The organism is Actinomadura geliboluensis (assembly GCF_043197915.1).
Taxonomy (GTDB): domain Bacteria; phylum Actinomycetota; class Actinomycetes; order Streptosporangiales; family Streptosporangiaceae; genus Spirillospora; species Spirillospora geliboluensis.
This window is the reverse complement of the sequence record NZ_JBICUA010000001.1, coordinates 437,443-452,705: the sequence shown is the minus strand read 5'-3', so window position 1 is coordinate 452,705 and position 15,263 is coordinate 437,443. Positions and strand designations below refer to the sequence as shown.

Sequence of the window (15,263 nt, the reverse complement as noted above, 5' to 3'; positions counted from 1 at the left end):
ATTGGGTACACTCTGTATTCAGGACACTCCGGGGAGTGATTTTCGTGAATTTGTGGTGGGCTAAACGGCACTTCACGTTGCCTTATGGGCGGTGAACTCGCTAGTTTCCCAACCCGTCCGACTCCGTCGAGTGGAAACCTGAGGTGACCCGGCGTGGCTCTTCCGCCCCTAACCCCCGAACAGCGCGCCGCAGCCCTGGAGAAGGCTGCCAAGGCTCGCAAGGAGCGGGCCGAGGTTAAGAACCGGCTCAAGCACGGGGGAACCTCGCTCGCCGAGGTTCTCAAAGAGGGTCAGTCCGACGACGTCATCGGAAAGATGAAGGTGTCGGCCCTCCTGGAATCACTGCCCGGTGTGGGCAAGGTCCGTGCGAAGCAGATCATGGAGCGCCTGGGCATCGCCGAGTCCCGCCGTGTGCGGGGCCTCGGCGCCAACCAGCGTGCCTCCCTGGAGCGTGAGTTCGGCGGAAGTGCGAACCGCTGACGCGCGACTCACGGGCGGGCGCGGCGGTCAGGCCGCCGCGGCCGGCCCGGGGCGACCCGGCGCCGGCTCCATCCCGTCCGGCTCCGGCGCACCCATTCCTGCGCCGGAAGGCTCCAGCACGCATGGCCCGCTCGCGCGGCGGCTGACGGTCCTGTCCGGGCCGTCGGGCGTCGGCAAGAGCACGGTCGTCGCCGAGATCCGGCGCTCGCACCCGCAGGTGTGGCTGTCGGTCTCGGTGACCACCCGGGCCCCCCGCCCGGGTGAGACCGATGGTGTGCAGTACTTCTTCGTCGACGACGCCGGTTTCGACCGGCTCGTCGCCGAGGGGGAGCTCCTCGAATGGGCCGAGTTCGCGGGGAACCGCTACGGCACCCCGCGCCGGCCCGTCGAGGAGCGCCTCGCACGCGGCGAACCGGTGCTCCTGGAGATCGACCTGCAGGGCGCCCGGCAGGTCCGCCGGTCCATGGCGCAGGCGCGGCTGGTCTTCCTCGCGCCGCCGAGCTGGGAGGAGCTGGTCCGCCGGCTCACCGGCCGCGGCACCGAGCCGCCGGACGTCATCGAGCGCCGCCTCGACGCGGCCCGCGTGGAGCTCGCCGCCGAGAAGGAGTTCGATGTGACGCTCGTCAACACGTCCGTCCAGGACGTGTGCGATGAGCTGCTAACCTTGATGGCTGTTCGGTAAGCGACCTACCAGTGGAAGGCCACCGAGTGGCAGCCAGCAACGAGGGCATCACCAACCCGTCGATCGACGAGCTCTTGGAGGTCGTCGACACCAAGTACGGCCTCGTGAGCATCGCGGCCAAGCGCGCCCGGCAGATCAACGCCTACTACGCCCAGCTGGGCGAGGGCCTGCTGGAGTACGTCGGCCCGCTCGTCGAGACCCAGGTGCAGGAGAAGCCGCTGTCGATCGCGCTCCGCGAGACGCGCGAGGGCCTCCTGAACGCCGAGCCCATCGAGGGCTAGCGGACCCGTGGCCGCCGATGCCGCCCGTCGGCGTCGCGGCGCGGCCGCCTCCGCCGCCGCCCGCAGGGCCCGCCGGGGGGCACCGGACCCCCGCCGCAGGCGCTCCGGGCGCGCGATGGGATCGTGACTGCATGACCTCCCGAAAGCCGCGCGTCGTCCTCGGCGTGAGCGCGGGCATCGCCGCGTACAAGGTGTGCGAGCTGCTGCGGCGGCTCACCGAGTCCGGCCACGACGTCACCGTGGTCCCGACCGCCGACGCCCTGCGGTTCGTCGGCGAGCCCACCTGGGCCGCCCTGTCGGGCAACCCGGTGTCCCCGCAGGTCTGGGACGGCGTCGCCGAGGTGCCGCACGTCCGGCTCGGCCAGGGCGCCGACCTGGTGTTCGTCGCGCCCGCCACCGCCGACCTGCTCGCGCGGGCCGCGCAGGGCCTGGCCGACGACCTGCTCACCAACACCCTGCTCACCGCCCGCTGCCCGGTCGTGTTCGCACCCGCGATGCACACCGAGATGTGGGAGCACCCCGCGACCCGCGCCAACGTGGCGACGCTGCGGTCCCGGGGCGCGATCGTGGTGGAGCCCGCGTCCGGGCGGCTCACCGGCAAGGACACCGGCCCCGGCCGGCTGCCCGACCCGGCCGAGCTGTTCGAGGTCGCGCGGCACGTGCTGGCCCGCGGCGCCGGCGGCCGCGACCTGGCCGGGCGGCGCATCGTGGTCTCCGCGGGCGGCACCCGGGAGCCGATCGACCCCGTCCGCTTCATCGGGAACCGCTCGTCCGGCCTGCAGGGCTACGCGCTCGCCCGCACCGCCGTGGCGCGCGGAGCCCGCGTGACGCTCGTCGCGGCGAACGTCGCCCTGCCCGACCCCGCGGGCGCCGAGGTCGTCGCGGTCGGAACGGCGGAGGAGATGCACAAGGCCGTCACGGCGGCCGCCTCCGACGCGGACGCGGTCGTGATGGCCGCCGCCGTCGCCGACTTCCGGCCGGCCGGCTACCGGGGCTCGAAGATCAAGAAGGCGGAGGGCGCGGAGCCGGAGCCGATCCGGCTCGCCAAGAACCCCGACATCCTGGCCGAGCTCGGGCGCGAGCGCCGGCCCGGGCAGGTGATCGTGGGCTTCGCCGCCGAGACCGACGACGTCCTCGCCAACGGCCGCGCCAAGCTCGCCCGCAAGGGCAGCGACCTGCTCGTCGTCAACCAGGTCGGCGAGAACCTGACCTTCGGGCGCCCCGACAACGAGGCGGTGATCCTCGGCGCGGACGGCTCGCACACCGAGGTGCCGCGCGGTGCGAAGGACGCCCTCGCCGAGGTCGTCTGGGACCTCGTCGCCGCCCGCCTGGACCCGCTGCCCGCGGATTGATCGGAGGCCGCCCGGCTCGACCGAGTCACTACCGGCGCCCGAGGGTGATCCGGCTAGACTGCGGGCCTACCACTTGGACACCGCCCACTTGGACAACGCGCGGGGGACGTCCCCGCCGAACTCGATGACCTATCCGTCCTGCGACGTCAGTCAGCAGCCGCTGCAAGGAGTTCACGTACGTGTCTCGCCGCCTGTTCACCTCCGAGTCAGTGACCGAAGGACACCCGGACAAGATCGCGGACCAGATCAGCGACGCGATCCTCGACTCGATGCTCAAGGACGACCCGAAGAGCCGGGTCGCCGTCGAGACGTTGATCACGACCGGCCAGGTGCACGTGGCCGGTGAGGTCACCACCGAGACCTATGTGGACATCCCCGGCGTGATCCGGGAGAAGATCCTCGAGATCGGCTACGACTCGTCCAAGAAGGGCTTCGACGGGCACTCCTGCGGCGTGTCGGTGTCCATCGGCGCGCAGTCGCCCGACATCGCGCAGGGCGTCGACGACGCCTACGAGACCCGCGAGGGGGAGGGCGTCGACGACCTGGACCGGCAGGGCGCCGGCGACCAGGGCCTGATGTTCGGCTACGCCACCAGCGAGACGCCCGAGCTGATGCCGCTGCCGATCACGCTGGCGCACCGGCTCGCGCAGCGGCTGTCGGCGGTCCGCAAGAGCGGCGACGTCCCCTACCTGCGCCCGGACGGCAAGACCCAGGTGACCATCGAGTACGACGGCGACCGCGGCGTCCGCCTCGACACCGTCGTGGTGTCCAGCCAGCACGCTCCCGACATCGACCTGAAGGAGCTGCTCGCCCCGGACGTGAAGGAGCACGTGGTCGACCCGGTGCTCGCCCAGTTCGACCTCGACACCGACGGGTACCGGCTGCTGGTCAACCCGACCGGCCGCTTCGAGATCGGCGGCCCGATGGGCGACGCCGGCCTCACCGGCCGCAAGATCATCGTCGACACCTACGGCGGCATGGCCCGGCACGGCGGCGGCGCGTTCTCCGGCAAGGACCCGTCCAAGGTCGACCGGTCCGCCGCGTACGCGATGCGCTGGGTCGCCAAGAACATCGTCGCCGCGCAGCTCGCCGACCGCGCCGAGGTGCAGGTCGCGTACGCGATCGGCAAGGCGCACCCGGTCGGGGTGTTCGTGGAGACGTTCGGCACCGAGAAGGTCGCCCCCGAGAAGATCGAGAAGGCCGTCGACGAGGTGTTCGACCTGCGTCCGGCCGCGATCGTCCGCGACCTGGACCTGCTCCGCCCGATCTACTCGCAGACCGCCGCCTACGGCCACTTCGGCCGGTCGGAGCCCGACTTCTCCTGGGAGTCGACCGACCGCGCCAAGGACCTGGCCTCCGCCGCGGGTCTCTGATCCGGCACGCGAAGAGGGCCCCGGGGTCGCCCCGGGGCCCTCTTCGCGTGCTCGGTCAGGAGGGGCAGTGGTTGCCGCGGTGCAGGCCGTAGCGGGCCGCGACGGTGTAGCGGCCGGGCTCCCGGGCCGTCAGCCGCACGAAGTCGCCCTCGCGGGCCAGGCAGGCGTCCCCGCCCGTGGCGCTCAGCCAGGGCGACCAGGAGACCCGCATGAGCACGGACCCCTTGGACGGCATGTCGACGACGAGTTCGCCCGCGGTGAGTTCGTGGACGGACGCGGGGCGGTCGACCAGCGGTGTCGGGGCGGCGACGCGGAACAGGCGCCAGTGCTCGTCCCGCCAGACCTCCGTGAGGTACGGCTGGCCCTTCTCCACCAGGGCGGCCTCTTCCTGCGCGGACCAGTCGACCTCCTGCTCGGGCAGGACGACGTACTGCACGGACCACTCGTGCAGCCAGTCGCGGTAGGAGTCGGCCGTCAGCGCGCCGTCCTCGTAGAACAGCTTGTGGCGCTCGGCGTCGACCTGGCGGTTCCAGCCGCGCGCCAGCACGAAGTGGCGGCTGAGGCCGGCCGACTCCCAGTGGGAGCGCAGTGGCACGACCTCGATGCGGGCCTTGCCGGCGCCGAGGGCGTCGAGTTCGGCGACGAGGCCGCGCGCGTGCGCGGCGGCGGCCGCCGCGGGCTCGGTGTGGATCAGGTCGTCGACGGGCTTCACGACCTGCCAGGACGCCGTGACGATGAACGCCAGTGACAGCACCGCGATCCGGACCCGGCCGTGCGCGCGCGCCACCGCCGACAGCAGGAACATGCCGCCGAACAGCAGCGCCAGGCGCTCGACGTTGCTGCCGACGGGGGAGGGGATCAGCCAGGTCAGCAGGATCCCGGCCAGGTAGACGCCCGCTCCGACGCGCACGAACGTCCAGCTCTTCGGGGCGCAGAGCAGGATCGCGATGACGCTGGTGATGGCGGGCAGCACGATGGCGGTGAGCGAGATCGGCTGGACGCCGCTGAAGGGGAACAGCAGGCTCGTCGTCCCCACCACGACGGGGAGGCCGACGGCGAGGCAGACGCCCGCGCGGCGGCGCCCGGTCAGGAACAGCGCTGCGGCCAGCACCAGCAGGAACAGCCCGGCGACGGGGCTCGCGAGCGAGGCGAGGACGCCGAGACCCACCATGCCCGCGGCGCGCAGCGCGGGCGTGCCGCGCGGGGTGAACGCCACGATCGTCGCCATGAGCGCGAACAGCAGCCCCAGGCTGAAGGTGACGCGCCCAGAGGCGGTGTTGCACGAGAGCGCGAACGCGGCCCACAGCGACGCGGGCAGTGCCACCGGGGCCCGGAACTTCTTGAGCAGGTACGCGGTCAGGGTCGCCGACAGCGTGCCCGTCAACACCGCGACCGTGCGGATGCCGAACAGCGCCATCAGGTACGGCGACAGGACGCTGTAGGACACCGGGTGCATCCCGCCGTACCAGGCGAAGCTGTAGGCGGCGCCGGGGTGCTTCCAGGCGAAGTCGGTCCACGCTGCCTGGGCCGCGAGGTCGCCCCCCTCGGTCGCCAGGGCGAGCGCCCAGACCAGGTGGAGGACCGCGGCGGCGGCCGTGGCCGCCACCACCGGGTGGCGTGCCCGCCTCTTCCACTTCTTCCAGTCGGGCCGGGAAAGTGCGGGACGGCGCGGCGATCCAGGCGGGACCGGGGCGTCCGCCCGCTCTCGAGTATGCGCTGTGGTCACTTCGCCTGCACGGGCTCGTCGGACGGCGGGGGCGCGGAGGGGGCGGCGGGCAATGGGCCGGCGGGCGCGCGCCCGTTCAAACGGGTCAACCCTAGCGTGCCCGTCCGGCTGTCGGGTCGATCTGGTAGGACGGGGAGCGTGACGAAGGACGGCGGGGGGACGGACCTGATCCCGGGGCTGGACGACCTTCCCCGGGCTCCTGCCGGCAAGCCCGACAAGCCCGGCAAGCCTAAGAAGACGGGCAGGTCAGGCGGGCGGAAGGGGGCGCGCAGCCCGGCCGGCGAGCTGCCCGTGGCGCGGATCGCGGTCGACATGTCGCTGCCGCACCTCGACCGGCCGTTCGACTACCTCGTGCCCGCCGAGCTGGACGCCCGGGCGGTGCCGGGGTGCCGGGTGCGGGTCAGGTTCGCCGGTCAGCTCGTCGACGGGTTCCTGCTGGAGCGCGCCGCCGAGAGCGGCCACGACGGCACGCTGCTGTTCCTGGAGCGAGTGACCTCGTCCGAGGCCGTCCTGACGCCGGAGATCGCCGCGCTGGCCCGTGAGGTTGCCGACCGGTACGCGGGCACGTTCGCGGACGTCCTGCGGCTGGCGGTCCCGCCCCGGCACGCCCGGGTGGAAGCCGAGCCCGTGCCCGAGCCGGAGGAGCCCGGCTCCGAAGTGGAGGCCGGCTCCGATGACCCCGGCGTATGGGGGGACTATCCGGCCGGCCCGTCGTTCTTGGGCGCGCTCGCCGACGGCAGGGCGCCGCGTGCAGTCTGGACGGCCCTGCCGGGGCCCGGTTGGGCAGCCGCAATAGCGCGCGCCGTCGCGGCCACATTGAGCAGTGGGCGCGGTGCGATCGTCGTGGTGGCTGATGGGCGCGATGTGGCAGGCGTGGACACCGCCCTAAAGGCGGAGCTGGGGGAGGGCCTGCACGTCGCACTAACGGCTGAACTCGGCCCTGCCGAGCGGTACCGCAGGTGGCTCGCCGTCCTGCGCGGCAGGGCGCGGGCGGTCGTCGGCACTCGCGCGGCCATGTTCGCGCCCGTCGCCGACCTCGGCCTCGTCGTGCTGTGGGACGACGGTGACGACGTCCACGCCGAACCCCACGCTCCCTACCCGCACCCCCGCGACGTCCTCGCGCTGCGCGCGCACAGGGCGAACGCGGGCGCGCTCATCGGCGGGTTCACCCGGACCACCGACGCCACCCAGCTGGTGGAGACCGGGTGGGCGCACGCACTTGCCGCCAGCCGTGACGGCGTCCGGGCGGCGATGCCCCGCGTCCGCTACGTGGGGGAGGACGCGCAGCTTGCGCGCGACGCCGCCGCCCGCACGGCGCGCCTGCCGAACGTCGCGTTCGAGGCCGCCCGCAGCGCCCTTGAGGACGGGCCTGTCCTCGTGCAGGTGCCGAGGCGCGGCTACGTCCCCGGCATCGCGTGCGGACGCTGCCGGGAGCCGGCCCGGTGCCAGGCGTGCCAGGGGCCGCTGGCGCTGGCGTCGTCCCATGCCGCTCCCTACTGCCGGTGGTGCGGGCGCATCGCGGGCGACTGGCACTGCCCCGAATGCGGCTTCTTCCAGGTGCGGGCCGTCGTGGTGGGCGCGAAACGCACGGCGGAGGAACTCGGCAGGGCGTTCCCCGGCGTCCCCGTACGCACGTCCGGGCGCGACGCGATACTCGAACGGGTCGGCCCGGAGCGTGCTCTGGTGGTGTCCACGCCGGGGGCGGAACCGCCTGCGGACGAGGGCTACCGGGCCGCGCTGCTGCTGGACGGCTGGGTCCTGCTGGGCCGTCCCGACCTGCGCGCCGGTGAGGAGGCGCTGCGCCGCTGGATGAACGCGGCGTCGCTGGTCCGCCCGCAGGGTCCGGTCATTGTGGCCGCCGAAGGGTCGCTGCCGGCCGTGCAGGCGCTCGTCCGCTGGGATCCGGCGACGTACGCGGAGCGCGAGCTGGCCGAGCGGAGGGAGGCGGGGTTCCCGCCCGCCGCGCGGATGGCGTCGCTCACCGGCTCCCCGGCCGCGATCCGGGAGCTTCTGGGCGATGCCAGGCTGCCGGAGGGGGCGGAGGTGCTCGGGCCGGTGCCGGTGCCCGTCCCCGCGGCGCAGGCGGGAACAGGCGTCCAGGAGAAGGAGCGCGCGCTGATACGCGTGTCCCGTCCCGCAGGACACGCCCTGGCGCGCGCGCTGAAGGAAGCCCAGGGTGTGCGCAGTGCACGTAAAGCCACGGAGACCGTACGCGTGCAGATCGACCCCCTGGAGCTGATCTGACCAATAGGGTTCTCGGGTGGGCGACAACTGGGTGGAGAGCACCGCCGGCGACCTGCGGCGGTGGGCGGACGAACGCGGCGAGGCGCTGGACGAGCAGGGGGTCCGTATCCTGCTCGGCCTGGCGCGCGAGGAGATGGGCCTCGCGGGGCCCGGCGAGCTGACCCCGGAGGGGGTCCGCACGCTGCTGCTGGAGGTCTTCCCCGAGAACGTGGTCGCCGGGAGCGATGACGTCCCCACCGTCCTGGACGCCTTCCGCAAGATCGTCGGCCATCTGGGCGACACCGGCGCGGTCGCCGCGCCGGACGCCGCCGCGCTGGCCGCGGAGATCGACCGGACGGGGCCCGAGTTCGCCGAGGTCGTGGCCGCCGTCGACAGCGAGGAGCGGCAGGCCGCCGCCGAGGTGATCGGCGGGCTGATGCAGGCCGACGGGGTCTCGCTGGACGACCAGGAGGCCGTCGACGCGTGGGTGCGCGCGTTCGAGGAGCTGCCGGAGTCCGAGCGCTACGCCCGCACCGAGGAGTACCTGCGGCTGGCGGGCGAGCTGGTCGTCCCGCCGGTGCGGCAGGCGCCCCGGGACGCGGTGGCCGCCGCCGCGCGCGCCTCCCGCCTGACCGGGGCGGTCCTGGCCCTGGCCGACTGGACGGGCGAGCGCGCTCTCACCGAGCACGACACGCTCACCGACGAGGACATCGAGGCCGCCGAGGCGGCCTTGGGGCTGGAGGTCCCGCGCCGCCACGGGCAGATGGAGGACGAGGGCGAGCTGGAGCGCCTGTGGTGGGCCGCCGTCGAGGCCGACGTCATCACGGCCGAGAACGGCCGCGCCGCCCCAGGCCCGGCGCTCGCCCGCCTCAGGTCCGAGGACGACGAGGAGTTCCTCGCCGCCTGGCTGCCGCTGTTCGAGTCGATGGTGGTGCCCGGCCACGACTACGCGGACGGCCTGGACGCGGTGGAGCTCGTCCAGAACGAGATGACCGGCGTCCTCATCCATCTGTACGAGCAGGAGGGGCCGACGGAGCCGGAGATCCTGGCCGGGGCGCTGCTCGGCCATGTCGAGGAGGCGTACGACCTCTCCGACGCCGAGGCCATGGGCGCCCTCGTCCGGGACGCGGTCCACCTGGAGCTGGCGACCCTGCGGGACTGGGGGATCGTCGAGCCGTCCGGCGAGGGGCGGGCGCTGACGCCGCTCGGCGTGTGGGCCGTCCGGGAGCTGCTGCTGGCGGACGGGTTCACCGCCCCCGTCATCGGCGAGCTGGCCGGTGCCCGCGCGTCCGAGCTGATCGCCGGGCTCACCTGGTACCGGCCCGACGCCGCCGACGAGGAGATCGACGGCTGGCTGGCCGCCCACGACCCGAAGGACGCCGCCGCCGACCTGCTGGACGTCATGCGCACCGGCGGACCGGGCGCCCGCAACCTCGCCGCGGCCGTCCTGCACCGGATCGGGCCGGAGGCCGCGGGCGTGGTGCGCGCCGCGCAGGAGCATCCGCTGGTGTCGCCCTATGCCGCGCTCTGGCTGAACGCCGTGGGCGACCCGGCCGGGCGGGAGCTGGCCCGCGAGGAGTACCTGTGGGTGTTCGTCGACACTGTCGCCGGGATGCTGGAGACCGCCGAACCGTCGGAGGCGGTCGAGGCGGCCCTCATCGACGCGCCGCCTGAGGCGGAGATGAAGGACATGGTCGACGACCTGTGGCGCACTGAGCATCCGGGTGCGGCCGACGTCCTGGAGGCGTTGGGCGCGCACCACCCCGACAAGGCGACCGCCAAGGCCGCGCGTACCGCCGCCTACAAGGCGCGCTCGGCCCGCCAAGGGGCGCACCGCGGCGTGTGAATCACCGTCGGATGTCTCCGTAGACTGGACGGATACATCGCCAGAACGTCAGAAGACCTTGCAGGGAACGGAGTCCCCGTTGGCCGTCAAGCCCATCCGCCTCTTCGGCGACCCCGTGCTGCGCACGCCCGCGGAGCCGGTGAAGGACTTCGACAAGGAGCTGCGCCAGCTCGTCAAGGACCTCACCGACACGATGATCGACGCTCCGGGCGCGGGCCTGGCCGCGCCGCAGCTCGGCGTGGGCCTGCGCGTGTTCACCTACTACGTCGACGACCGTCTCGGGCACCTGGTCAACCCCACGCTCGACCTGACCGACGAGCAGGAGACCGACGACGAGGGCTGCCTGTCCCTGCCCGGCCTCGCGTTCCCCACGCCGCGGTCGCTCGGGGTGGTGGCGAAGGGCTTCAACATGCACGGCGAGCCCATCACGCTGGAGGGCACGCACCTGCTGGCGCGCTGCGTCCAGCACGAGACCGACCACCTCGACGGGATCATCTTCATCGACCGGATGGACCCCGAGCAGCGCAAGGCGGCGATGAAGGCGATCCGGGAGGCCGAGTGGTTCGGCGACCCGGTGCCCGTCGTCAAGGAGTCGCCGCACCGGACCCTCGGGCAGGCGATCTAGGTGCGGCTGGTCTTCGCGGGCACCCCGGACACCGCGCTCCCGGCGCTCACGGCGCTGCTGGGCTCCTCGCACGAGGTGGCCGCGGTCGTGACCCGGCCCGACCGCCCGTCGGGCCGTGGGCGGCGGCTCAGCGCCTCCCCGGTGGCGGAGCTCGCCGCCGAGGCCGGCGTGGAGGTGCTCAAGCCCGCCAAGGCCCGCGACCCCGAGTTCCTCGACCGGCTCCGCGAGATCGCGCCCGACTGCTGCCCGGTCGTCGCCTACGGGGCGCTGCTGCCCCGCGAGGCCCTGGGCATCCCGCGGCACGGCTGGGTGAACCTGCACTTCTCGCTGCTGCCCGCCTGGCGCGGCGCGGCACCGGTCCAGCGCGCGATCCTGCACGGCGACGACATGACCGGCGCGGCCACGTTCCAGATCGAGGAGGGCCTCGACACCGGCCCCGTCTTCGGCGTGCTCACCGAGCCGATCCGGCCGACCGACACCTCCGGCGAGCTCCTGGGGCGGCTCGCCGTCGCCGGGGCGAGCCTGCTGCTGGACACCATGAACGGCATCGAGGCCGGCGTCCTCGAACCGCGTCCGCAGCCGACCGAGGGCGTGTCCCACGCGGCGAAGCTCACCGCCGAGGACGGCCGCGTCGACTGGGGGAGCCCCGCCCTGCACATCGACCGCCTCGTGCGCGCCTGCACGCCCGCCCCCGGCGCGTGGACGAGCTTCCGCGACGCGCGCCTCAAGCTGGGGCCGGTCCGCCTCGCGCCGGACGCCGACAAGCTCGCGCCCGGCGAGATCCGTCCGGGGAAGAACGAGGTGCTGGTGGGGACGGCCACGCACCCCGTCGCGCTCGGCGACGTCCAGCCGCAGGGCAAGCGCCCCATGGCCGCCGCCGACTGGGCCCGCGGCCTCAACCTCTCTGCCAAGGACGCACTGCACTGATGCCACCCGCCCGCAACCGCCGCCACGCTCCGAACCGCAGGCCCGGCGGTCCCCGCAGGACGGGCCGTCCGCAGGACCTGGTCCGCCGCACGGCGTTCGACGTGATCCGCGCGGTCGAGACCCGCGACGCGTACGCGAACCTGCTGCTGCCCAAGCGCCTGCACGACCGCGCCCTGACCGGACGCGACGCCGCCCTCGCCACCGAACTGACCTACGGCACCCTGCGCGGCCGCGGCACCTACGACGCGATCCTCGCGCTGTGCAGCGACCGGGAGCTGCGCCGCGTCGACGCCCCGCTGCTGGACGTCCTGCGCCTCGGCGCCCACCAGATCCTCGCCACCCGCATCCCGCCGCACGCGGCCGTGGGGACGGCCGTGGAGCTGGCCCGGTCGGTGGCGGGCCCCGGCCAGGCGAAGTTCGCCAACGCGGTGCTGCGCAAGGTCGCGACCCGCGACATGGACGCCTGGCTGGAGATCGTGGCGCCCGCCGACGCCGACCCGACGACCCGGCTCTCGATCGCGCACAGCCACCCCAAGTGGATCGTGTCCGCGCTGCGCGACGCCGTCGGGCCCGGCGAGATCGACGAACTCCTCGCGGCCGACAACGCCCGCCCCAGGGTGACGCTGGTCGCCCGCCCCGGCCGGGCCACACTGCAGGAGCTTTACGAGGCCGGCGCTGAGCCCGCCCCGTACTCGCCCTACGCCGCCGTGCTGCCCGAAGGTGACCCCGCGGGTATCGCCGCCGTCCGGGAGGGGCGCGCAGCCGTCCAGGACGAGGCGAGCCAGATGGTCGCCCTGGCACTGGCCGAAGCCCCTGTGGACGGCCGTGACACCCGCTGGGCCGACCTCTGCGCCGGCCCCGGAGGCAAGGCGGGGATCCTCTCCGGCCTCGCCACCCAGCGCGACGCACGTCTCCTGGCAGCCGACGTCCAACCGCACCGCGCGGCGCTCGTGCAGCGTGCGGTCGACGCGCGCGCGGGCGTGGTCGCGGCCGACGGCACCGCACCCGCCTGGCGTCCCGGTGCCTTCGACCGGGTCATGGTGGACGCGCCCTGCACCGGCCTGGGGGCGCTCCGCCGCCGCCCCGAGGCCCGCTGGAGGCGAGGCCCCGAAGCGGTCGCCGAACTCGGCACCCTGCAGCGCGGACTCCTCGCCACGGCACTGGACTCCGTCCGCCCCGGCGGTGTGATCGCCTACGTCACCTGCTCCCCGCACCTGGCCGAGACCCGCGTCGTGGTCGACGACGTCCTGCGCAAGCGCGACGACGTGGAACGGCTCGACGCGCCGTCGGTGCTGACGTCGCTCAGCTCCGGCCTCTCCGGGCTGGGAGACGGCCCCTACGCGCAGTTCTGGCCGCACCGCCACGGCACCGACGCGATGTTCCTGGCCCTACTGCGCCGCACCTGAGCGACTGAGGGGGGACCCGTGCTGACCAGCTTCATGCTCTTCATGTCGTACCTGGGCAGCTCGGCCTTCTACGTCCCGCTGCTGCTGGCGCTGTTCTGGTGCGTCGCACCGCGCCTCGCGGCGCGGGCCGCGGTCCTGCTGCTGTCCGGGGCGCTCCTCAACACGCTCCTGAAGCTGGTGTTCCACCAGCCCCGCCCCTACTGGACGGACCCCGCCATCAAGGGCAGGCAGTCGCTGTCCTCCTTCGGGATGCCGTCCGGCCACGCCCAGAACGGCATCGTGGCGTGGGGCTTCTTCGCCGCGCAGAGCAGTCGCAGGCTCCTGTGGGTGGGCGCCGCCGTCATCATCGCCTTGATCGGGGTGTCCCGCGTCTACCTGGGCGTCCACTCGACCAGTCAGGTCCTTGCGGGATGGGCCATCGGCCTGACCCTCCTGGTGGCCTTCCTCGCGCTTGAACCCATCGTCGTCCCGTGGTGGACCAGCCGCCACCTGGCCGTGCAGTTGGCGCTCTCACTGGCGATAGCCCTGCTGCTGCTGGCCGCGGCCTGGGGCGCGTGGCAGCCGCTGGAGAACTGGCACTGGCCCCAAGCCTGGGCGGACGCCATCAGGGCGGCCGGAGGGCGGACCGAACCCGTCACCCTGACCGACTCGGCGCGGGCGTCCGGCGGGCTCGGCGGCGCGATCGCGGGCCTGTCCGTCCTCGCCGCGCGCGGCTGGTTCGACCCCGGCGGGAACCCCTGGCAGCGGCTGGCGCGCCTCCCGGTCGGCTTCGCCGGCGCCGCCCTCATCGCCGCGCTGGACGTGCTGCCGGACGCGGCGAACATCGCCCAGGCGTTCGCCGTGCAGGCGCTCCTCGCCCTGTGGGTCACCGCCGGCGCGCCGGAGGCGTTCGTCCGGCTGCGGCTGGCCGCCCGCCCCACCCCCGGCATCACCCGGGCGGGTGAGGATCCGGCCGAACTGCGCCAATAGACTCGGGGCATCATGGCTCCACAGATCTCACCCAGCATCCTGTCCGCCGACTTCGCCCGCCTGGCCGAGGAGATCGCGCGCATCTCCGGTTCGGCCGACTGGGTCCACGTCGACGTCATGGACAACCACTTCGTCCCGAACCTCACCCTCGGGCTGCCGGTCGTCCAGGCACTGCTGGACCACAGCCCGCTGCCGCTCGACTGCCACCTGATGATCGAGGACCCCGACCGGTGGGCGCCGGAGTACGCCGAGGCGGGCGCGAAGAGCGTCACCATCCACGCCGAGGCGGCGAAGGCCCCCATCCGCACCCTGCGCACCATCCGCGCCGCCGGCGCGCGCGCGGGCCTCGGCGTCAACCCGGCCACTCCCGTGGACGGCTTCGAAGACCTCCTCGGCGAGATCGACATGCTCCTGCTGATGACCGTCGAGCCGGGCTTCGGCGGCCAGAAGTTCCTGGACGTCGTCCTGCCGAAGGTCCGCCGGGCCCGCGAGCTGATCAAGGGCCGCGACCTGCCCGTCTGGCTCCAGGTCGACGGCGGCGTCAGCGCCGAGACGATCGAGCGCTGCGCCGAGGCCGGCGCGGACGTCTTCGTCGCGGGCAGCGCCGTCTACGGCGCCGACGACCCGGCCGAGGCGATCCGCGGCCTCCGCGCCCAGGCGGAGGAGGCCACCGCCAAGGCGGACTGGTGATCGTCCCCTGCGCGGCCGTGCTGTTCGACGTGGACGGCACCCTGGTCGACTCCACGCCCCTCGTCGAGCGCGCGGCCCGCGCCTGGGCCGCCGAGTACGGCATCGACCCGGAGGAGTTCCTGTCCGACGCCCACGGCCGCCGCACGAGCGACCGCGTCGCCGACTTCCTCCCACCCGACCAGGTCGCCGACGCCACCGCCCGCCTGGACGCCCTGGAATCAACCGGCACCGACGGCATCACCGCCCTGCCGGGCGCGGTGGACCTCCTGACCGCCATGAACGGCCTGCCCCACGCCTTCGTCACCTCGATGGACAGGGCCCAGTTGAAACTCCGCACGACCGTGGCAGGCATCCCAGTCCCACCCATAATCGTCACCGCCGAAGACGTCCCGTCCGGCAAACCCGACCCGTCCGGCTACCTCCAGGCAGCCGCGCACCTGGGCGTCGACCCGTCCACCTGCGTGGTCATCGAGGACGCCCCGGCCGGCATAGCCGCGGGCCGCGCCGCCGGCGCCACCGTCCTGGCGGTGACCACGAGCCACGACCGCTCCGTCCTCACCGCGGCCCACCACATCGTCGCCGACCTGACCACCGTGGTCGCGACGCCAGAGGGCGTCCGCCTCACGGTGTGACACGCTCGCCCGAACCGGTGCATTCCGGTTGCGGCGGCGGCCGGGACTCCT

At 73.8% G+C, this 15,263-nt stretch carries 14 protein-coding genes; 13 read left to right on the top strand and 1 reads right to left on the bottom strand.

What is annotated here, in order from left to right; translation table 11 throughout:
- Positions 1–153: 153 nt before the first annotated feature.
- From mihF to metK, 5 genes are all read left to right on the top strand, one after another.
- On the top strand, positions 154–480 hold the full coding sequence (gene mihF / locus ACGFI1_RS02130) for an integration host factor, actinobacterial type (protein WP_026405770.1): 327 nt from the start codon (positions 154–156) through the stop codon (positions 478–480).
- 94 nt (positions 481–574) lie between these two features.
- Positions 575–1,162, top strand: a complete 588-nt coding sequence (gmk, locus tag ACGFI1_RS02125; protein WP_138637552.1) for a guanylate kinase — start codon at positions 575–577, stop codon at positions 1,160–1,162.
- Between the two features lie 26 nt (positions 1,163–1,188).
- Positions 1,189–1,443 carry a DNA-directed RNA polymerase subunit omega gene (gene rpoZ / locus ACGFI1_RS02120; protein WP_021597645.1) on the top strand — a complete coding sequence of 85 codons (255 nt, stop codon included), beginning with the start codon at positions 1,189–1,191 and terminating at the stop codon, positions 1,441–1,443.
- A 131-nt stretch (positions 1,444–1,574) separates the two neighbouring features.
- Positions 1,575–2,795, top strand: a complete 1,221-nt coding sequence (gene coaBC / locus ACGFI1_RS02115) for a bifunctional phosphopantothenoylcysteine decarboxylase/phosphopantothenate--cysteine ligase CoaBC (RefSeq protein ID WP_392782092.1) — start codon at positions 1,575–1,577, stop codon at positions 2,793–2,795.
- A gap of 179 nt (positions 2,796–2,974) precedes the next feature.
- On the top strand, positions 2,975–4,168 hold the full coding sequence (gene metK / locus ACGFI1_RS02110; protein WP_138637539.1) for a methionine adenosyltransferase: 1,194 nt from the start codon (positions 2,975–2,977) through the stop codon (positions 4,166–4,168).
- Positions 4,169–4,223: 55 nt separating this feature from the next.
- Here the strand turns inward: metK and ACGFI1_RS02105 are convergent, their stop codons facing one another.
- Positions 4,224–5,774 (bottom strand): MFS transporter, encoded by a 1,551-nt coding sequence (locus tag ACGFI1_RS02105; RefSeq protein WP_392782089.1) that lies wholly within the window; start codon positions 5,772–5,774, stop codon positions 4,224–4,226.
- Positions 5,775–6,032: 258 nt separating this feature from the next.
- On the opposite strand from ACGFI1_RS02105, the gene ACGFI1_RS02100 reads away from it, so the two are divergent.
- The 8 genes from ACGFI1_RS02100 to ACGFI1_RS02065 all read left to right on the top strand — a co-directional run bounded on the left by ACGFI1_RS02100 (position 6,033) and on the right by ACGFI1_RS02065 (position 15,212).
- Positions 6,033–8,138 carry a primosomal protein N' gene (locus ACGFI1_RS02100; protein WP_392782086.1) on the top strand — a complete coding sequence of 702 codons (2,106 nt, stop codon included), beginning with the start codon at positions 6,033–6,035 and terminating at the stop codon, positions 8,136–8,138.
- 16 nt (positions 8,139–8,154) lie between these two features.
- Positions 8,155–9,963: a hypothetical protein gene (locus tag ACGFI1_RS02095; RefSeq protein WP_392782083.1), complete on the top strand. Its 1,809-nt coding sequence runs from the start codon at positions 8,155–8,157 to the stop codon at positions 9,961–9,963.
- Between the two features lie 79 nt (positions 9,964–10,042).
- The gene (def, locus tag ACGFI1_RS02090; protein WP_138636912.1) at positions 10,043–10,588 is read left to right on the top strand and encodes a peptide deformylase; all 546 of its coding nucleotides are present in this window, start codon (positions 10,043–10,045) and stop codon (positions 10,586–10,588) included.
- On the top strand, positions 10,589–11,515 hold the full coding sequence (fmt, locus tag ACGFI1_RS02085) for a methionyl-tRNA formyltransferase (RefSeq protein ID WP_392782079.1): 927 nt from the start codon (positions 10,589–10,591) through the stop codon (positions 11,513–11,515).
- A complete protein-coding gene (locus ACGFI1_RS02080) occupies positions 11,515–12,921 on the top strand; it encodes an RsmB/NOP family class I SAM-dependent RNA methyltransferase (RefSeq protein WP_392782076.1) in 1,407 nt (468 codons plus the stop codon). Before fmt ends, ACGFI1_RS02080 begins: the two co-directional genes overlap by 1 nt.
- Before the next feature lie 18 nt (positions 12,922–12,939).
- Positions 12,940–13,890 (top strand): phosphatase PAP2 family protein, encoded by a 951-nt coding sequence (locus tag ACGFI1_RS02075; protein WP_138636909.1) that lies wholly within the window; start codon positions 12,940–12,942, stop codon positions 13,888–13,890.
- A 12-nt stretch (positions 13,891–13,902) separates the two neighbouring features.
- Positions 13,903–14,580: a ribulose-phosphate 3-epimerase gene (rpe, locus tag ACGFI1_RS02070; protein WP_364552327.1), complete on the top strand. Its 678-nt coding sequence runs from the start codon at positions 13,903–13,905 to the stop codon at positions 14,578–14,580.
- Entirely contained in the window at positions 14,577–15,212 is a 636-nt protein-coding gene (locus ACGFI1_RS02065; RefSeq protein ID WP_392782071.1) for an HAD-IA family hydrolase, read from the top strand. Before rpe ends, ACGFI1_RS02065 begins: the two co-directional genes overlap by 4 nt.
- Positions 15,213–15,263 lie beyond the last annotated feature (51 nt).